This is a genomic window from Lactiplantibacillus herbarum (genome assembly GCF_001039045.1).
GTDB classification, from domain to species: Bacteria; Bacillota; Bacilli; order Lactobacillales; family Lactobacillaceae; genus Lactiplantibacillus; species Lactiplantibacillus herbarum.
Window position 1 is genome coordinate 61288 of record NZ_LFEE01000012.1, and the last position, 20211, is coordinate 81498.

Consider the following 20211-nt stretch of genomic DNA (forward strand, 5'->3'; position numbering starts at 1 on the left):
ACCACCAGACTGGTGAACCCACGTTTTTCAATTATGGAGGAATAACGTGACCACTCGGTATAAAGTAGTTTTAGCATACGATGGGACCAATTTTGCGGGCTTTCAGCGCCAGCCGAATCAACGGACCGTCGAACAAGTCTTCACGAAAGCCGTTAATAAAATGGCCAAGGATCCAGTTGAACCAATTGTGATCTATGGTGCGGGCAGAACGGATGCCGGTGTCCACGCTTTTGGTCAGACGATTCACTTTGATCTCCCTTATGAGATCAATGAACGTGGTGTTCGGCGGGGATTGAATAGTTTATTGCCAACTGATACGTTAGTTCAGAGTGTCGAAATCGTTTCTGATGATTTTCACGCCCGTTATGACACGGTCGGTAAAAGGTACTGGTATCGTGCTTACCAGGATGAATTTGTTGATCCATTCAAACGTAATAGGACTGGCCACTTTAAATTTACGGCCGACATTGACCGTATTCAACAAGCGATTGGGGATCTTGAAGGCAAGCATGATTTTTCAACGTTTGTCGCATCCGGGTCACAGGCCCATGATCATGTTCGTGAAATCTATTCGGCCAAAGCATGGTCACTGCCGGATGAGCGAGAGATCCAGTTTGAATTCTGCGGTAGTGGATTCTTATATAATCAGGTACGGATCATGGTTGCGGTCTTGATGGAAATCGGTCAGGGGCGGCGTTCCGTCGACTGTATTCCAGCATTGCTAGCAACCAAAGATCGCGAACAGGCGCGGGGAACTGCTCCTGCCGCTGGACTATATATGAAAAAAGTGTATTATAATGAACATGAGTTACAAGCTGATTTAAATAAGCATTGACCATTGACTTCTATGGCTAAGTTAGGTAAAATAATCGTTGGTATTGTTTGCCCCACGATAAGCCCCGGAAATCTTATTGAGTGTCAAGCAAACACAGAAAATGGAGGAACACAACGTGCGTACAACATATATGGCTAAACCAGGTGAAATTGATCGTAAATGGTATGTAGTTGATGCAACAGGTATCCCAATGGGTCGCCTTTCAACTGTCGTAGCATCAATCTTGCGTGGTAAGAACAAACCTACCTTTACCCCTAACGTGGATACTGGTGATAACGTGATCGTTATTAATGCAAGCAAGGTCGCTTTAACTGGGAACAAAGCAGAAACGAAGATTTACTATCATCATACTGCTTATGCTGGTGGTTTAAAGGAACGAACTGCCGGTGACTTCTTGGCAAAGGAACCTACTAAATTGATTGAAACTTCAGTTAAGGGTATGCTTCCTCACAATTCTTTGGGTCACAAAATGGGCTTGAAGTTGCATGTTTATGCTGGTGCAGAACATACGCAACAAGCACAAAAACCTGAAGTTTTGGACATCACTAATTTAATCTAGGGAGGAAACTACATTGGCTCAAGTACAATATCGCGGCACAGGCCGTCGTAAAGATTCAGTTGCCCGCGTACGTTTAGTACCAGGTACTGGTAAAATTGTTATGAATGATAAATCTGTTGAAGATTACATTCCATTTGCAGATATTCGCAAGGAATTGTTACAACCATTCGAAGTTACTGAAACATCAGATCAATACGATGTTTTAGTAAACGTTAATGGTGGTGGCTTCCATGGTCAAGCCGGCGCAACTCGTCATGGGATCGCTCGGGCATTGCTCGAAGTTGACCCAGATTTCCGTACTCCATTGAAGCGCGCGGGTCTATTGACTCGTGATGCTCGTATGAAGGAACGTAAGAAGCCAGGTTTGAAGAAAGCCCGGAAAGCTTCACAATTCTCAAAACGTTAATATTTTCCAAAAACGTTGTAATAACAACATTTTCTGGTCAGAGAAAAAGCGCTCATCTTCGGATGAACGCTTTTTTTATTGGATAAAAACCATAAAAAAACACATAAATTGTTCGTGATAATTAAGCTAACGCATTGTTACTAAATTAGATGGTGCTATCGTAGTACTGCTACATCTGTGGTCTTACCCGCCTTCCGGGTGCCTCTGACCGCTGCCGGAACGTGGTGGGCATCGATTTGAGCTCACGCCCAACCCGCGTAATCTCAAATACGAGCCTTATGCTAAGCGAGCACACAACGCTCACTAAGCATAATTTCACCACTGGGCGCAGTCAGAGGCACCCTCACGGCTAGATTGGATTATGGCGTGATGATTATGGTTAACCTTAGTCTGATAAGAGAGAATCCGATTTAAAGCGTTCAATCTTTAGTATCAAGTACGAGCAGATTATAAGTGTAAATTGTCATAACGTTAACAGTTTAAAACTAAAAAGTTAACTGTGCCTAACAATTATTTGTATTTAGCTTAATTATCAGTTATGATGATTAAGAACTAACTAACCGACTACCGCGATGAACGGAGGAATACTTGATGTTAAAAGTACACAACCTCACCGTGGCATACAGTGACACACCAGTCTTTACTGATGTTGCCGTTAACTTTAACGCCGGCAAAATTACTGGAATCATTGGGCCCAATGGTGCAGGAAAATCAACTATGATCAAAGCAATCCTTGGTCTAATTAAGGCACGGACGGGGAACGTCGACTTTGACGGTCAAACGCTGAAACAGGTCCGCAAGCAGATTGCTTACGTGGAGCAACGCAAAGATATTGATTTAACGTTTCCAATCAATGTTTTTGACGTTGTTTTAACGGGAACTTACGGCCGCCTGGGACTATTTAGAGAGCCTAGCAAGGCTGACCGGCAGCGATGCCAAGATGCCCTTGACCAGCTTGGTCTAGCAGAATTTGCACAACGACAGATCAGCCAACTCTCGGGTGGGCAATTGCAGCGCGTCTTCGTGGCACGTGCCATTGTACAAAACGCCAGCATTATTATTATGGATGAACCCTTTGTGGGGATTGATTTACAGAGCGAGACCGTTATTATGCGTATCTTGCACCAGTGGCGTGATGAAGGTAAGACCGTCATTGTGGTTCATCATGACCTGAATAAAGTGACCCATTACTTCGATGAACTAGTTATATTGAATCATGGAATCGTTGCAGCTGGTCCCGTTGCAGAAGTTTATACGCCAGCAAATATTGAACGGACGTTTAGTGCCGATCTTTCACAGGTGTTATTTGCGAAGGAGGGGAACTAAATGTTGCAGTCAATTACAACGTTTATCAGCGCATTAGGGAAGTATGATTTCCTGCAGAGTGCCCTGATTACTGCCATTATGGTCGGTGTCATGTCTGGTATTATTGGTAGTTTCATTATTTTACGGGGAATGTCGATGATGGGGGATGCGATCTCGCACGCCGTCTTGCCCGGAGTTGCTATCGCCTATATGTTAGGCATCAATGTCTTGATTGGTGCGTCAATCTTTGGGATTTTAGCGGCAGGACTGATTGGCTTGGTTGCGAGTCGCAGTAAACTTAAAACGGATACGTCAATCGGAATCGTCTTTAGCGCATTCTATGCGCTGGGTTTTATCCTGATTTCATTAGCCGAAAGTGCGACTAACTTACACCACATTCTGTTTGGTAACATCTTAGCCGTCAGTGATACGGATATGCTGACGACCACGATTGTCTTAGGAATCGTCATTCTGTTCGTCGTCTTCTTCTACAAGGAACTCTTGATTACTTCGTTTGATCCGACCTTTGCTAAAACGTATGGGCTAAAGGTGCAGTTACTGCATTACGCATTGATGCTGGTGCTAACACTAGTGACTGTATCGGCGTTACAAACAGTTGGAATCATCTTGGTAGTCGCCATGCTGATTACGCCGGCAGCCACAGCCTTTCTTTGGACTAACCGCTTAGGTGTGATGTTGATACTAGCTGCGGTGATTGGTGCAGTGGTGTCCGTTATTGGCCTGTACCTGAGTTATACGCTCAACTGGGCGTCGGGTCCAGCGATCGTTTTAGTAGCAGCGGGATTATTTGGAATCTCATTCGTCATCTCACCTAAACAAGCGTTATTACCTGGTTTGTGGAAGGGCATTGGTCGTACACGACGGGTGTCCGCATGAAACGGAAGCTAATCGCCGTTATTGGCGTTGTGTTGATGATCAGTGGGATGAGCCTCTTCCTGCACCAGCGGCAGCGGAAAGAGCGCGTGGTAACGACTAGTGATCGTTTACGAGTGGTTAGTACGAATTCAATCGTAGATGATATGGTCAAAAATGTCGGTGGCAAGTACGTGCAGCATTACAGTATTGTCAAACGTGGCACCGATCCTCACGAATACGAACCACGGCCAACTGATATTTCGGCCACTGCTGAAGCGGATGTCATCTTTTACAACGGCTTGAACCTCGAGACTGGGGGTAATGGCTGGTTCAAGAAGCTGATTACGGCATCCAAAAAGGATTTTAATCAGGATGCGTTTGCCGTGAGTAAGGGAATCAAGGTTCGGTATCTAACCACTAATAAGAATGAACCTGATCCCCACGCGTGGCTAGATCTGGCTAACGGGATTCAGTACGTCAAGAATATTAATCAAACCTTGCAGGCTAAAGATCCTAAGCATGCTAAGGATTATCAGCAAAATACGGATCGCTATATCGCTAAGTTAACGAAGCTGCATCAAACAGCCCAGACCAAGTTTCAGCAGATTCCAGCAGACCGGCGACTGTTGGTCACTTCGGAAGGGGCGTTTAAGTACTTTGCAGCCGCTTATCACCTGCCAACGGCGTATATCTGGGAAGTTAACACGGAATCTCAAGGAACGCCTGAGCAGATGCGCCAGACGATTAAAGCGATCGAAGCAACCAAGGTTCGCCATCTCTTCGTTGAATCATCGGTATCACCAAAGTCGATGAATAAATTGTCGCAGGAAACGGGTATCCCGATTGCTAGTACGATCTTTACCGACTCGCTGGCGGTGAAAGGGCAACCTGGGGACACTTACTATTCGATGATGAAGTGGAATCTAGATAAGATCTACCAAGGCTTAGATGAATCGTAAGGCACGCTGGTTTGAATTAACGTATTATAATTAATAAATTAACTCAAAAGAACCGCCACAGAATTTTTGGAATTCTGTGGCGGTTCTTTTTTTGTGAGCATGGGTTATTTTGATAGTTGAAACGTGCGTCATAAGGCAACTTGTTCCGCTTACCCCGAGATCAGTGCTTATTCCAAAAAACGGAATAAACACTGATCTCACGGTAATGCTCGCAAGCTAACCGCCTTATGCCTCACTCTAGTCTTCTTGTTCAAACGACAATTCAGTCATCGACAACTCCAAGTCATCGAGAACGTCATTTTCACTTAGGAACTGTTCCCACGCAGCGACGGTTTGTTCCCGGGTGTGGGGGACGATTTTTGAGTGAATATTTTCAATGACGTCAGCCAGCATTTTTTCAGCTTGACGGTTGACCTCAGCCTCGTTGAATTGACGAGCGGGTGGACGCTGTTCATTCTGTTGATTTAAGAAGGTGACAGCTTTGTCCATGAAGATTGCAATCACTTGTGAATTATCTGCTAAATAGGCTTCTAAAGTTTCGTTATCCAAGTTAAAATCCTCCTTGATAGAAGTGGTTAATTAAACTATAACACAGTTCAGAGTGCGGGGCGGGGACTGGAGTTTAAGCCAGACAGTAAAAAAATGAGTGGCATAATTTTTGCTATGAACAGCTACTAACATATTTATGACGGGCACCAGTAATCACGCCTGATTTTCCTGCAAGACTCGGTTAGCGACAGCTTCATCGGTAATCACATCGGTCAGTAATTGGCCACGCAAGGCACCGAGTAAGGCCTGACTTTTGAACTTATTCTTAACGACGGCGAACCGTACTGGGACCTGCATGATCGTTGCTAGTCTGGCACCGAATAGTTTGTCATGCTCAGTGTTCAGCATCCGGCCGTTGAGATCATAGGGACGTCCATATAGAAGTCCTGCTACTTGATCCGCCGTTGCGGTGCCTAAAATAGCGGATTGATTCATTTTCCAGACGGGAATCGAATCGAGTGAAGCGAGGGTGCCAATCCCAGTGAAGAGGGTGTCCATCTGATCAAACTGTGCAAATGCTGGCGCCATGGCAGCTTCCTGAGCAAGTAGCTGATGAGTTTGATCGTTGAATAGGTAGAGTGGTGCTGGTAGGGTCATGTACTGGGCACCGAATTTAGCAGCCGCTTTTTGAACTAGGGGTGCGGAACCGTGAGCAGCGTTTGTTTTAAGGTTATCACCCATAAACTGGGTGAATAATAAGTCGTCGTGTGGCGTAGCCTGAAAGCTGTCGATCACGCTTAAAACGGTGCTGCCCCAAGTAACTCCCACGACACGACTTTGGAGAATACGCTGTTGAATCGTTTCGGCGGCGAATTCAATGATATGGTGTTCGTCATCACTAGTCGTATCAGTGTCCTTAATGATATAGATGTGGTCAAGATGGAAGGCGGCCTTAAACTTAGCCTCTAACACTAAGTTACGTTCAACTGGCGTATTGATATTAATTTTAACCAAGCCATTTGCCAACGCTTCATCCAAATACTTTGAAATCAAATACCGGCTGACGTTATATTTGTCTGAAATCTGTGCAATCGTAATTTTAGACAAATAGTAGTCGCGTGCGATATCAATTAATAACCGGCGATGCTTCATATCATTCATAAGTATGACTCCTTTGTGCTACTTCTGATAGGTCTTATTATAGCAGAAAGTCAATTTTAAAAAACATTAAAAAAACAGTATGAATTTGATAAAGTTAAAAAGCCAGCGTAAACTATAAGTAGTTAGTAAAGAAGACTTTTTGATCATAATTAGGTTTGTTAAAAAGGTTCAATCAGCAAATATTTAGAAGTTATTAAGTGACTGAAAACTTAATTTCAGCATAAAGCTAGGAGGTGGGCACGTGTCTTCAACCATTGTTGAACTTGATTTACAGCGACCGGCTGAACGGGCTGAGTGGCAGCAGTTACTAACCAGACTAGGGATTCATAATTTCAGTCATCGTGAAGTTGATCAGATCGACTTCACACTGGGGTTGTATGAAGACGGTGAATTAGTTGGGACGGGTTCGGCTGCCGGTAATATCCTCAAGTACATTGGGGTGTGTAATCAGGCGAGTGAACCGGGTGTTCGATTCAATCAAATTGCAAGCGCTTTAATTGACCGGCTGTTTCAACAACGGATCTTTCACATGCTGGTTTTCACGAAGGCACAATACTCGGCCAGTTTTCAACACGTTGGTTTTAAAGAACTGGCACATTCCGATCAGGCAGCACTACTTGAGAATGGGACTCCCGATATTACTGATTTTATTCAGCAAATCCCGAGGACTACTCAGCAAGCTGAACAACGGGTGGCGGCCATCGTGATGAACGCTAACCCGTTTACGAATGGACACCGGTACTTAGTTGAGCAAGCCGCACATGCCAATGACGTGGTGTACGTTCTGGTCGTACAGACGGATGCGTCACTCTTCACGACTGTGGAGCGTGTGCAACTGGTCAAAGCGGGGACGGCAGACCTGAACAACGTTATCGTAATTAGCGGTGGCGACTACGCGGTCAGTTACGCGACGTTCCCGGCCTACTTCCTAGATTCACCTGCCAGCGCGATTGAAGCACAGACGACGCTGGATGCGCGCATCTTCAAGAATCACTTAGCGCCAGCCCTAAATATCACGACGCGCTATTTGGGTAGTGAGCCAACGTCACGAACGACGGCCATTTATAATGACGTGTTACAGCGAGAATTAGCGCCAACTATTGCGGTTAAAATCATTGAACGTAAGCAGGTGGCGGCTAAACCAATTTCGGCTCGTGACGTACGGCAACTGATCAAGACGGGGAATCTAACAACGCTTGATCAGTTAGTACCACTACCGACCGCACAATTAATCAAACAACGATTACCACAACTACAAGCACGGATTCAGAAAGGAATGAAGATCAATGGAAATTAAGACAACTGCAATTGCGGGGACGTTAGAATCTTCCGATATTCAAATTATGCTAATGGCTGGTCAGGACGGGATTCAGATTGACCTAGAATCTGACGTGATCAAGCAATTTGGCAATCAGATCAAACAGGTCATCACGACCACGCTACAACAACTAAATATCGATAACGTGAAGGTACGTGCTGTTGATAAGGGGGCTTTGGACTGTGTGATCAAGGCACGGACCATTGCGGCCGCACAACGGGCACTCGCACAAACGACCCCTGCATGGGAGGTATTATAATGGCTGAAAATGAAGCACGTTTACGGCGAACAATGATGTTTGTACCGGGTAATAATCCGGCGATGGTGAAGGATGCGGGTATCTATGGCGCTGACTCGATTATGTTTGACCTCGAAGACGCGGTCTCAATGGCAGAAAAAGATGCTGCCCGAATTCTAGTCTACGAGGCCCTTCAGACGCAGGATTATGGTCAGGCGGAATTAGTGGTTCGGGTCAACGGTTTGGATACGGAATACTATCACGATGACGTTAAGGCGATGGTCAAAGCCGGTATCGACGTGATTCGGTTGCCCAAGGTTGAATCGGCAGACATGATCCAAACGTTGGAAGAAGACGTTGCCGCTGCGGAAACTGAATTCGGGATTCCAGTAGGGACAACGCACGTAATGGCCGCCATCGAAAGTGCTAAGGGTGTCTTAAACGCGCCTGCCATTGCGGCCGCTTCTGATCGGATGATTGGGGTCGCGCTCTCAGCGGAAGACTACACTACGGATATGAAAACTCACCGTTACCCAGATGGTGCGGAACTTGAATTTGCACGTAATATGGTCCTCCACGCGGCTCGAGCAGCCGGGGTAGCAGCTTTTGATACGGTCTTCACCAACATGGCCGATCCAGACGGCTTTTACCGGGAAACGCGTCACATTCATCAACTCGGCTTTGATGGTAAATCATTGGTTAACCCTCGGCAGATTGCAATGGTCAATTCAGTTTACGAGCCAACCAAGGATGAAGTCGTCAAGGCGCAAAAAGTGATTGCGGCGATTGAAGAAGCCCGTATCAAGGGTTCCGGTGTTATTTCGATGAATGGTCAAATGGTTGATCGCCCAGTTGTACTACGGGCACAGCGGGTGATGCAGTTAGCGGAAGTGTCGAACTTACTCGATGAGGAGGGCAACTACCTTGAAAAATAATGTCAAACGCGAGCTACCAGCTGAATTGATGGCAGCACTTAATTATAAGGGTTTTGAATCTACTGATATTGGTCACCCAGATATTCAACGGGTGGCGCCTAAAGTACACGTTACGACCGGAGAAGATAAAGTTGTCGACTCAATCGTAGATGTGGTTAAGGCGACGGTCAAAGACGGGATGACCATCTCGTTTCATCACCATTTTCGCAATGGTGACTTCGTCTTCAATCAAGTTATGCGAGCAATTATTGATGAAGGAATTCAGGATTTAACGTTAGCACCTTCCTCACTTACGGGCATTATGAATGACATGGTGGTCGAGGCTATCAAGGCCGGGACGGTGACCAACATTACGAGTTCCGGGATGCGTGGTTCACTAGGTGACTTCGTTTCACACGGTGGTTTGAAGAATCCAGTGATCTTCCGTTCACACGGCAACCGGGCGCGGGCCATTGAACACGGTGATATTAAAATCGACGTCGCCTTTCTGGGTGTTCCTAACGCTGACAAATTAGGCAATGCTAACGGGATGGCGGGTAAAGCCGTCTTTGGTTCATTGGGCTATGCATTGATGGATGCCCAGTATGCGGATCAGGTCGTATTACTGACGGACAACTTGGCAACTTATCCTAATACACCGGCTTCAATCAAACAGACGCAGGTCGATTACGTCGTTAAGATTGATCAGGTCGGTGATCCGGATAAGATCGGTTCCGGTGCCACACGTTTTACAAAGGACCCCAAGGAGTTAAAGATTGCTCAGACCGTTAATGATGTGATCGTTAATTCGCCATATTTCAAGAATGGTTTTTCATTTCAAACTGGTTCCGGTGGCGCGGCTTTAGCTGTTACGCGTTATTTACGTCAAGCCATGCTCGACAATCAGATCAAAGCGTCCTTTGCGCTGGGGGGAATTACTAAACCAACGACTGACCTATTAGCTGAAGGGCTTGTGGATAAGATTATGGACGTCCAAGATTTCGACCGTGGTGCAGCCGAATCCATGCAGAGTAATCCTAATCAGCAGGAAATTGACGCGTCGTGGTATGCCGATCCTGACAACAAGGGTGCAATGGTCGATCAGTTGGATGTTGCCATTCTTAGCGCCTTGGAGATCGATACGGACTATAACGTTAACGTGATGTCTGGCTCTGACGGTGTGATTCGTGGGGCCATCGGTGGACACCAGGACGCCGCAACGGCCAAATTAACTATTATTTCTGCACCACTAGTTCGTGGTCGTTTGGCAACAATTGTCCCTGCTGTAACGACGGTTGTGACGCCAGGTGACTCAATCGATGTGGTCGTTACCGAATACGGGATTGCCATTAATCCACAACGTCAGGACTTAATTGAAGCTTTGAGTCATGTTCCCGGTGTTCCAGTCTACACGATCGACCAATTACAACAATTAGCGGAGAAAAAGGTGGGTACGCCTAAACCGCTTGAATTTACGGATCGGACGGTTGCGATGATTGAATACCGTGACGGCACGATTATTGATACTATTAAAGAAGTTAAAGATTAACTAGCATGTGCAAATTTAATTTGGAAGAACCGAGTGCTGATGGTGGCATTCGGTTCTTTTTTGATTGTTTAATAAAGGTTGAAAACTAAAGCTAGTCTTAACTTTCGCCTCCGGTGGTCAGTACTAGCTTAGCTGTGGGACCGGGGAAAGCCTGAGAAGCGGTCTTTCCCCTCGTCTTGATCCTTGACAAAAACCGCCAATGATCAAGTACGTCCGTGGTGTAATTCCGGAAAATCACCGGAATAACGCCACCTTCACAGCACCGCTAGTACTGACTACCTCCGGCTAGACTGATGTTTTATGGAGCATAGTTTCTAACTTAAGAGGGGAACCAAATACTAAGAGATCAGTGACCAATGAGTTGAGCTAGTTTAGAAATTTTGACCTTTAACTGCTTACCGAAAATTGTCATACTTAATGGTGTTAGTTATGAAAGAACGTGAGTTGACTATCGACTGGTGGGGCGTTTAAACTAGGAATATGAATTGAATGTTCCAGTCTTAGGTAGCGATCATATGACGGATAACACTAATCTTGGAGGTTTTTAACATGGCGGAATATCGAGTAGAATCAGATACTTTAGGCGACGTTAAGATTCCAGCTGATGCGCTTTGGGGCGCCCAAACTGAACGAAGTCGGCATAACTTTTCAACCGGGGAAAAAATGCCTTTAGCGATGATCCGTGCATTATTACAGATTAAGAAGGCGGCCGCGGTTGCTAACGGGCACGTTAAGGCTATTTCGGTGGCTAAAGCTGAGTTGATTGTTGCGGCTGTGGATAAGTTGTTAACATTGAGTGATGAAGACTTGCGTAAAGATTTCCCGTTGGTGGTTTATCAAACAGGGTCGGGAACGCAAACGAATATGAACGTTAATGAAGTGGTTGCGCACATGGCGGGCAAGCTGAATCCAGCGCTTGAGATTTTGCCCAACGACGATGTGAACCACGGTCAAAGTTCTAATGATATTTTCCCAACGGCTATGAACATCACAGCGGCCGTGGCGGTGACACAATTAATGACTGCCGCCCAACACTTATTAGATGAATTGAAATTAAAACAGAAGAAGTATTGGCGAGTGGTTAAAATCGGTCGGACGCATTTACAAGATGCAACCCCGTTGACATTTGGACAAGAAGTCAGTGGCTGGGCCAGCATGATCGAACACGATCTCGGTTACTTAGCACAGTTGAAGCCAACTTTAGGTGAATTAGCCATGGGCGGTACGGCTGTCGGTACTGGTTTGAATGCCGCTCCTAACTTTGCTGCTAGTATTGCTGAGTCGATGAGTACGTGTTACGGGATTGATTTTACCGCTGATTCCAACAAGTTCTACGGTTTAGCTGCCCATTCAGGGTTAAACGTGGTGCACGGTGCTATCAAGACGTTAGCGGCTGACTGCATGAAAATCGCTAACGATGTCCGCCTGTTAGCTAGTGGTCCGCGGGCCGGATACGGTGAACTGAATATTCCAGCGAACGAACCGGGTTCTTCAATTATGCCGGGGAAAGTTAACCCGACCCAGGCTGAAGCAATTACGATGGCAGCGGTTCGAGTTATGGGCAATGATGTCGTAATCGATCTTGCAGCTAGCCAAGGTAATTTTGAAATGAACGTCTACAAGCCAGTTATTATCAGTGCGTTCTTAGAGTCAACAGACTTATTAACGGGAACGCTCATGGGCTTTACGGATCGAATGATTGCGGGTTTAACTGTCAATGAAGAACGGATGTCAGAATTGGTCGATCGGTCATTAATGACGGTTACGGCGTTATCGCCACACATTGGTTATCACGACAGCGCGATGATTGCACAGAATGCTGAAAAAACGGGGACGACTTTACGTGAAGCCGCTATTCAATCTGGCAAGGTCACGGCTGAACAGTTTGATGAATGGATGGTACCGCTTGATATGACCAATATCGATGATTAGTGTATTTCAGATAAGCGTGGTTCAATGAAGTAAACAATGGAAAGAGGAGTAACTCGATGGCAGAAAAATTTCAGTTTATACCGACTGAGCTCGGTCAATTACGGAGTCAATATGATGTTGTTATTATTGGATCTGGTGGCGCTGGCTTAACAGCTGCGGTGCAGGCTCACGAACTTGGATTATCACCAGTCATTCTTGAAAAAATGGACAAGATTGGTGGTAACACGAACCGGGCTTCATCCGGGATGAACGCGGCTGAAACCACCGTGCAGCTAAAACATCACATTGTCGATAGTTACGGGGACTTTTACGATGAAACTTTAAAGGGTGGCGGCGGTTTGAATAACCAAGAACTCCTGAAATTTTTCACGGAACACAGTGCCTTAGCGATTGATTGGCTAGCAGAACATCATATTCAATTAGACGACCTGACGATTACCGGGGGTATGTCCGTGATGAGGACCCATCGTCCTAGTTCAATGGCGCCAATTGGTGGCTTCTTAGTAACTGAACTGCTGAAACAGGTGGCCGCTGCTGAAATACCATTGTTTACGGGTGTTAAAGTTGATGAGTTAGTGATGACTGATAACCAAATCACGAGTGTTAAAGCAACAACGGCGAATGGTAAGGTGACAATCAAGGCCGGAGCAGTTTTACTGGCCACCGGTGGTTTTGGGGCCAATCCAGCGCTGTTGAGCAAGTATCGCGATGATCTTGCGGGTTATCAAACAACCAATCAACCGGGCGCTACTGGTGACGGGATTCTGTTAGCTGAAGCTATTGGTGCTAAAGCTGTCGATATGGATCAAGTTCAGGTTCATCCGACCGTCCAGCAGGATACGGATCACACTTATTTGATTGGTGAAGCTGTCCGGGGCGAGGGGGCCATTCTGGTTGATCAAAATGGTCAGCGGTTCGTCAATGAATTGGATACGCGTAAAAATGTGACGGCAGCGATTGATCAATTAGGTGGAACAGGTGCTTACCTGATCTTTGATCGCGGGATTCGTGATCGGGTCAAGGCTGTGGAATTCTACGACTACATTGGGCTCGTTAAGACGGGGAACAGTGTGGCTGAACTGGCCGAATTAACGGGGTTAGATGCTGCTAACTTAACTGCGACCGTGGCAACTTGGAATCAGGCCGTTGCACAACAGCAGGATGATCAATTTGAACGGACGACTGGGATGGATCGAGCCGTCACAACCGGTCCATTCTACTCGATTCACATTGCGCCAGCCGTTCATTATACGATGGGTGGGGTTGCCATTAATACGGCAACCCAAGTGCTGAATCAGCAAGAACAACCAATCAACGGTTTATTTGCGGCCGGCGAAGTGGTCGGTGGCCTCCATGGTAATAATCGTATCGGTGGTAACTCGATTGCTGAGACGATTATCTTTGGTCGTCAGGCGGGCCAACAGATGTTTAAGTACTTGCAAGTATAAAATATTATTCAAAATAAGTACGCCCGCACAAGGTTAGATTTAATTGATCTTTGTGTAGGCGTATTTTTATAGCGTATTGTGAGTCAATCTGCTTGTGGTTTAAGTAAGTGAGCAAAAGCTGGGATGTGCGATTGTAGCAGCTGTAAGCTAGTTCGAATGAGATTTACAGTAGAGTGGAAGGTCAGCGCGTTGAGAATTAAAATTAAGGGCAAAAATTGAATCAGGTAGCGACTTCGACCACCTTCAAATATTAGTAGGAAGGCGAGCCCACCCAAAATACTGAGTCTTAGGAGTTGTGTGAATTCACTGATGTGGAAAGTACCGAGTAGCAGTAACAGTAGGCTAAAACTCCATAATGTTTGGTAGCTGAATTGATAATCATGATAGTGGCGACCGGTGCTGTAATAAATTTGTTGTAGCTTGTTTACAGCGGGTTTAGTAATATAGGGACCATCTCCACGAAACCAGCCAAATGTACCATCAGAGGTATTATTATAATTTTTATTAAGTAAGAATTGTCCGAATCCAAAAACGCCATATTGTTTTAACTGACTAAGGATAATTCTGTTGGAATAGTTCGCGCGCTGTTGTTTAGTCGCCATATTGTTAGTTGCAGTGAATTGTTCAGCGCTCCACATGCCTTGCCCAGTGATGCCCATGGCGATAAAGTGATTGGCGGGTTGACCTTGGCCCTTTGTGATTGTGACAGTGGTATTGTGGTATTCAAAATGATTGAAGACTAGGTCGCCGCCGACAAAAATTGTTAGGAACAAACAAATGATGATTAGTGGTGTCTTGATGGTTTGCTTAGTAAGCTGTCTAACGTTAAACGTACCGATAAATTTTATGACAGTGTAACTAAAAATAATAATTGCAGGAATAACTGCGGAAGGCTTCATTAAGTAGGCTCCTAATGTTCCGAATGTAAAGAGTAGTGTCCCTAGATAAATGTGTTTAGTGTGGAAACTTAATACGAAGCCTAATAAAAATAATGAAACAAATGGCAAAACCATCACATCAGAGTAAGGGACGATAATTTGAATGAAAAATATCATTAGAATTAATTGAAACACTAATATTACTAATAAAGCATGTTTATTGAATAATCTAGCAGTGACTGCGTTTAAAACTAGTGAGAGATCTAGGCAGACTAAACTGATAAAGTTAACGGTGATCCAAGTTGGTTTGAGATGAAGTACATTCAGAATGGTATGCTGGAAAAAGAATAGAAACGTATTGTTAGGATTACGTGATAAGTAGGCGTTAGCTAGTTTTGAGTTAGATAATGAGTCTACGATAGTTCCAACATCCCAACCGATAGAGGCAGATAATGACAGGACCATCTGTATCTGCCAGTAGACTCCTAGGCAGATAAATAAAGTTAGTAGGATACGTTTATGTTGATAGAACCAACTTGCGATATGTAATCTTTTAATGAGTAGCAGGATTATCAGTAGGATGACACCTAGTTTTAGAACCGCGCTTGTCAGTCCCCATGGATAAAAATTGGAATCGTTCATTGCACCTAATAGTGTAAGTAAAATCCAAATAAAAAAAGTACTGCTCAAAATAGTTTTGATCCAGCCGTGTGTTAATGAAAATCGGCGTATGAGTGCTGTCTTCATGCGTATTTTCCCCATATTCTAAGTATATTAGATAAGTAATGCTAGTTATCATAGATGAATACTATGCCGTACCATAAGTTGGATTGCGCTTAGTGATGGCAGAAAATAAATGCAAACCTACTTGTTATTATAGTACCTGAATTAATTTTGATTTAAAATAGTGAATTTACTTTGACATACAGTGACTTTATGGATTTGATTATTTTTGTATGTTACAGAAAAAAGTGGGCTTTTGTTAATTGAACAAAATGGTGATACTGAAATATAAAAGGATTATGACATCTGTCATAATCCTTTTATATTTCGAATATTGATAGTTGAAACGTGAGTAAAAAGTCAGTTGTCTTCGATTAACCATGAAAGTTCTAAGCATTTGACATAGGAGATGCCTAGTGACTGACCGATTTTGTCGCACGCGCCTTCTTGTAAATGAGTCAAATCGGTGTTTCCAAATTAGTTCGCAGAATCTCCAACAGTTGTGATTGTACGGGTGTCAAGATGTGGGTAGTCCGGTAAACGATGCTGGTAATGAATTCAGGTGGCTCGTTATCCAATAGTTCCAGCCGTTTGACGTCCCCCCGATAATGGTCAACGACTTTAGTGAAGAAGCCGACCCCGACATTTTCGCCGATCAGCTTCATTAAGACGTGGGTGTCGTTGGAGCGAAAAACGACGTTTGGACGGAAGTGGTTGCGACGGGTGAGTTTATTTAAGGCCGTATTATGCACAAAGTTACTATTAAAGAAGACAAAATCCTCATTCCGTAATTCGCTGAAATAGATGCGCTTGCGATCTGCTAGGGGATGGTTCTTCGAGACGTAAATGCAGAATGGTTGGCGATCAAACTCTTCAGCAACCAGTGTCTGGTAGGCGAGGGGCTCGATTGATCCCAACAAAGCCATGTCGACACGACCGTCGCGGACGGCATCACGCAACCAAATCGAGCCACCTTCAATAGTTTGAAGATTAGCAAGTAAGCCATTTTGAGCTAACGCCGCCCCAATCTTAGGAAAATAGTGATTTTCGATAATTGGTGGTAAGCCTAGAATTAAGCGCTTTTGAGTCAAATTGCTAATTTCTTGGTGGGCTAAGTCTAATTCGTGAAGGACGATCTTAGCGTGTTCAGCTAGCTGCGCACCGCTATCAGTGACGTGTAACGTATTATGAATGCGGTCACGGATGACCAGTGGCGCACCAAACTCAGCTTCGAGTCGTTGAATGGCAGTGGTAATGGTTGGCTGACGCACGTTAAAAATAGTAGCAACTTTTGAAAAGTTTTTTTGAATAATTAATTGCTGAAAATAGGCTAAGTCCTTTGTGTTCATGGTTTATTCCTTTCAAATCAACGTTTATATGTACATTATAAAATAAAATGATAACGTCTAGCAAGTTTGACTATAACAATTCAGGGGATTTATAGTATTAAATGTAAGTTGATAGGAAGCAAGTTCTTATCAAAGTAGTTTATTAGCAACGAACTAAATCTTAGGAGGCAGTCAGTATGACAAAAACTGCAAGTGAAATTTTAAATAACCCATTCTTAAACAAAGGTACTGCATTTACTAAGGAAGAGCGCCAAGCACTCGGCTTGACTGGAACCTTACCAAGTAACGTTCAAACGATCGACGAACAAGCCACTCAGGCTTACGCTCAATTCCAGAGCAAGCCTAGTCGTTTGGAACAACGGATCTTCTTGATGAACTTATTCAATGAAAACCGGACGTTGTTCTTCAACTTGATGGACAAGCACGTCGTTGAATTCATGCCCGTTGTCTATGATCCAGTTGTGGCTGACTCAATCGAACAATATAATGAAATTTTCTTAGACCCTCAAAACGCAGCCTTTATTTCAGTTGACGCACCTGAAGACGTTGAAGCAACGTTAAAGAACGCTGCTGATGGCCGGGACATTCGCTTAGTTGTTGTAACTGATGCTGAAGGAATCCTTGGTATGGGTGACTGGGGTGTCAACGGTGTTGATATCGCAGTTGGTAAGTTAATGGTTTATACTGCAGCTGCTGGGATTGATCCTTCACAAGTCTTACCTGTAAGTATTGATGCTGGGACCAACAACCAAAAGTTATTGGATGACCCAATGTACTTAGGTAACCGTCACGAACGTGTTTACGGTGACAAGTACTACGACGTTATCGACAAGTTTGTTAACGCTGAACGTGAATTATTCCCAGAATCATTATTACATTGGGAAGACTTCGGTCGTTCAAACGCCCAAGTTATCTTGGACAAGTACAAAGATCAATTCATGACCTTTAACGATGATATCCAAGGAACTGGGATGGTTGTTTTAGCTGGTATCTTAGGTGCCCTAAACATCTCAAAGGAAAGCATCAAGGATCAAAAAATCTTGTCATTCGGTGCTGGTACTGCCGGAATGGGTATCGCCAACCAAATCATGGATGAATTGATGCAAGCTGGTTTGACTGAAGAAGAAGCTAAGAAGCACTTCTACGCAGTCGACAAGCAAGGCTTACTCTTTGACGATACTGAAGACTTAACCCCAGCTCAAAAAGCCTTCACCCGTCAACGTAGTGAATTCAGCAACGCCGACGAATTAACTAACTTAGAAGCCGTTGTTAAAGCAATCCACCCAACTGTGATGATCGGAACGTCCACCCAACCAGGGACCTTTACGGAAAGTATCATCAAAGAAATGGCTGCTCACACGGAACGTCCAATCATCTTCCCACTTTCTAACCCAACCAAGTTAGCAGAAGCTAAGGCCGAAGATTTGATCAAATGGACTGACGGTAAAGCCTTGATCGCCACTGGGATTCCAGCTGACGACGTTGAATACAAGGGTGTCACTTACCAAATTGGTCAAGGGAACAACGCCTTGATGTACCCTGGTCTTGGATTTGGTTTAATTGCTTCAACTGCTAAAGTCTTGAACAGTGAAACTTTATCAGCAGCGTGCCATGCATTAGGTGGCATCGTTGATACATCGAAGCCAGGGGCCGCAGTATTGCCTCCAGTTTCAAAATTAACAGAATTCTCACAAACGTTAGCTGAAATCGTTGCACAGAGTGTTCTCGATCAGAAGCTCAACAAAGAACCAATCACCGACGCTAAAAAAGCGGTCGCTGACATGAAGTGGGTACCAGAATACTAGCAACAATTAAGCTTGGTCACGAGCATTATGTGGCGGCAAAAAATAAGAGAATTGTAAGAAGGTATAGTGGACATGGCAGTTTTATGGAATTCGATTCAAAGCGTCCTCGTTGTCGTTTTGATTATGATATTAGGTTACATCTTACGGAAAAAAGGTTGGTTTGACGACAAGTTTGCCGGGACGATTTCTAAGTTTATCAAGAATATCGCCTTGCCAGCATCGATCTTCGTTTCAGTATTAGGTCGGTTGTCACGGGGGCAGTTAGCTTCATTTGCGGGCTATCTAGCTTACGCCTTTCTAGCCGTAATCATTGGTTACTTGATTGCTTTTACTTTGGTAAAGGTCATGCGTATCAAGCCAGGCCGTAAAGGGATCTTTATCAACGCGATGGTTAACGCCAACACGATTTTCATTGGTTTACCTTTGAATATTGCGTTATTCGGCGATAAGAGTATGACCTTCTTCTTGGTTTACTATATCGTGAACACCGTTTCAACTTGGGCATTCGGGGTCTTCTTGATCTCTAATGATGATCCAACTAAGCCTAAGGAAAAGACGCACAACAAGATCGACTGGAAAAAGGTTATTCCAATGCCATTGGTTGGTTTCTTAGTTGCCTTGGTCTTCTTGTTACTGAACATTCCGGTTATGAAAGTAACGTTTATTAGTTCAACGTTGACTTATGTCGGTAACTTAGTAACACCGTTATCATTGATCTATATTGGGATCGTGTTAGCTGATGCAGGTTTGAAGAGCATCCGTTTCGATCGCGATACGATCGTTGCCTTAATCGGTCGCTTCATCCTTTCACCAGTTGTGATGATCTTAGTCTTGATGGTAGCTGGTAACTTAGGTGCAAGCTTCCCAACGTTAGCTTCCCAAACGTTGATCGTACAATCTGCAACACCAATGTTAGCTGTCTTACCAATCTTGGCTAATGAAGCGCATGGTGATGTTGAATACGCTACGAACGTCGTTACGACTAGTACCGTGTTGTTCATTGTCGTCGTTCCAATCTTAATGACTTTGATTCAATATATCTAAGCTTTAATTATAAACAGCGATTCGACTATGAGAGAGGTCGAATCGCTGTTTTTTTGTAAACTGTGTTAGCCTGCCGATTGACAAAAATACACACGAAGTCTAGTAATATTCGCTTCCTATTTTCGCCTACCGGGGCATCCTGACAATGTTGGAACATGGTGGGCACAACTTAAAGCTCAGCAAAACCCCGCTGCAATCTTTAAGCTTGGCCTTATCCTAGCCGAGAAGACCACTCAGCCAAGGATAATTTCACCACTGAACATTGTCAGGACGCCCCTCACGGCTGGATAGTATTTAATAACAGACATGTGTATGTGTGCACCCAGATTTCTAGTCTGATTGGTTTTGCTCAGGTTAGTGTCAGGCCGAGTTTTGAGATTGCAAGCGGTCTTTTGCTAGTGAGCTCAAAATCGTGCCCATGGC

The 20211-nt window shown here is 44.5% G+C and carries 18 protein-coding genes; 14 read left to right on the forward strand and 4 right to left on the reverse strand.

Annotation, left to right across the window (positions count from 1 at the left end; all coding sequences use genetic code 11):
- The first annotated feature begins 46 nt into the window (after positions 1-46).
- The 6 genes from truA to ACG95_RS03740 all read left to right on the forward strand — a co-directional run bounded on the left by truA (position 47) and on the right by ACG95_RS03740 (position 4940).
- The gene (gene truA / locus ACG95_RS03715; protein WP_047999210.1) at positions 47-835 is read left to right on the forward strand and encodes a tRNA pseudouridine(38-40) synthase TruA; all 789 of its coding nucleotides are present in this window, start codon (positions 47-49) and stop codon (positions 833-835) included.
- 115 nt (positions 836-950) lie between these two features.
- Complete coding sequence (rplM, locus tag ACG95_RS03720; protein ID WP_047999211.1) at positions 951-1394, forward strand: 50S ribosomal protein L13; 444 nt, start codon at positions 951-953, stop codon at positions 1392-1394.
- 13 nt (positions 1395-1407) lie between these two features.
- On the forward strand, positions 1408-1800 hold the full coding sequence (gene rpsI / locus ACG95_RS03725) for a 30S ribosomal protein S9 (RefSeq protein ID WP_047999212.1): 393 nt from the start codon (positions 1408-1410) through the stop codon (positions 1798-1800).
- A 591-nt stretch (positions 1801-2391) separates the two neighbouring features.
- Complete coding sequence (locus tag ACG95_RS03730; RefSeq protein ID WP_047999213.1) at positions 2392-3126, forward strand: metal ABC transporter ATP-binding protein; 735 nt, start codon at positions 2392-2394, stop codon at positions 3124-3126.
- A 3-nt stretch (positions 3127-3129) separates the two neighbouring features.
- Positions 3130-4002 (forward strand): metal ABC transporter permease, encoded by an 873-nt coding sequence (locus ACG95_RS03735; protein ID WP_047999312.1) that lies wholly within the window; start codon positions 3130-3132, stop codon positions 4000-4002.
- Positions 3999-4940, forward strand: coding sequence for a metal ABC transporter substrate-binding protein (locus tag ACG95_RS03740; RefSeq protein WP_047999214.1), 942 nt, complete (start codon positions 3999-4001; stop codon positions 4938-4940). The genes ACG95_RS03735 and ACG95_RS03740 overlap by 4 nt, the downstream gene beginning before the upstream one ends.
- Before the next feature lie 237 nt (positions 4941-5177).
- Here the strand turns inward: ACG95_RS03740 and ACG95_RS03745 are convergent, their stop codons facing one another.
- Together ACG95_RS03745 and ACG95_RS03750 are read right to left on the reverse strand one after the other, a co-directional pair.
- Positions 5178-5489 carry a hypothetical protein gene (locus ACG95_RS03745; RefSeq protein ID WP_047999215.1) on the reverse strand — a complete coding sequence of 104 codons (312 nt, stop codon included), beginning with the start codon at positions 5487-5489 and terminating at the stop codon, positions 5178-5180.
- A gap of 153 nt (positions 5490-5642) precedes the next feature.
- The gene (locus ACG95_RS03750) at positions 5643-6590 is read right to left on the reverse strand and encodes a sugar-binding transcriptional regulator (protein ID WP_047999216.1); all 948 of its coding nucleotides are present in this window, start codon (positions 6588-6590) and stop codon (positions 5643-5645) included.
- 241 nt (positions 6591-6831) lie between these two features.
- Here ACG95_RS03750 and citC point away from each other — a divergent pair, with 241 nt between their 5' ends.
- The 6 genes from citC (at position 6832) to ACG95_RS03780 (ending at position 13989) form a co-directional block, all read left to right on the forward strand.
- A complete protein-coding gene (gene citC, locus ACG95_RS03755; RefSeq protein WP_047999217.1) occupies positions 6832-7887 on the forward strand; it encodes a [citrate (pro-3S)-lyase] ligase in 1056 nt (351 codons plus the stop codon).
- Positions 7877-8167, forward strand: a complete 291-nt coding sequence (gene citD, locus ACG95_RS03760) for a citrate lyase acyl carrier protein (RefSeq protein ID WP_047999218.1) — start codon at positions 7877-7879, stop codon at positions 8165-8167. Before citC ends, citD begins: the two co-directional genes overlap by 11 nt.
- The gene (gene citE, locus ACG95_RS03765) at positions 8167-9081 is read left to right on the forward strand and encodes a citrate (pro-3S)-lyase subunit beta (protein WP_047999219.1); all 915 of its coding nucleotides are present in this window, start codon (positions 8167-8169) and stop codon (positions 9079-9081) included. Before citD ends, citE begins: the two co-directional genes overlap by 1 nt.
- On the forward strand, positions 9071-10609 hold the full coding sequence (gene citF / locus ACG95_RS03770; protein WP_047999220.1) for a citrate lyase subunit alpha: 1539 nt from the start codon (positions 9071-9073) through the stop codon (positions 10607-10609). Before citE ends, citF begins: the two co-directional genes overlap by 11 nt.
- A 549-nt stretch (positions 10610-11158) precedes the next feature.
- Positions 11159-12541, forward strand: a complete 1383-nt coding sequence (locus ACG95_RS03775; protein WP_047999221.1) for a class II fumarate hydratase — start codon at positions 11159-11161, stop codon at positions 12539-12541.
- A 56-nt stretch (positions 12542-12597) separates the two neighbouring features.
- Positions 12598-13989, forward strand: a complete 1392-nt coding sequence (locus ACG95_RS03780; protein WP_047999222.1) for a flavocytochrome c — start codon at positions 12598-12600, stop codon at positions 13987-13989.
- 83 nt (positions 13990-14072) lie between these two features.
- Here ACG95_RS03780 and ACG95_RS03785 read toward each other — a convergent pair whose 3' ends face one another.
- Complete coding sequence (locus ACG95_RS03785; protein ID WP_047999223.1) at positions 14073-15614, reverse strand: glycosyltransferase family protein; 1542 nt, start codon at positions 15612-15614, stop codon at positions 14073-14075.
- 434 nt (positions 15615-16048) lie between these two features.
- Positions 16049-16939: a LysR family transcriptional regulator gene (locus ACG95_RS03790; RefSeq protein WP_047999224.1), complete on the reverse strand. Its 891-nt coding sequence runs from the start codon at positions 16937-16939 to the stop codon at positions 16049-16051.
- A 176-nt stretch (positions 16940-17115) separates the two neighbouring features.
- Between ACG95_RS03790 and ACG95_RS03795 the strand changes: the two genes are divergently transcribed.
- Entirely contained in the window at positions 17116-18744 is a 1629-nt protein-coding gene (locus ACG95_RS03795; RefSeq protein WP_047999225.1) for a malolactic enzyme, read from the forward strand.
- 72 nt (positions 18745-18816) lie between these two features.
- On the forward strand, positions 18817-19788 hold the full coding sequence (locus ACG95_RS03800; RefSeq protein ID WP_047999226.1) for an AEC family transporter: 972 nt from the start codon (positions 18817-18819) through the stop codon (positions 19786-19788).
- Positions 19789-20211 lie beyond the last annotated feature (423 nt).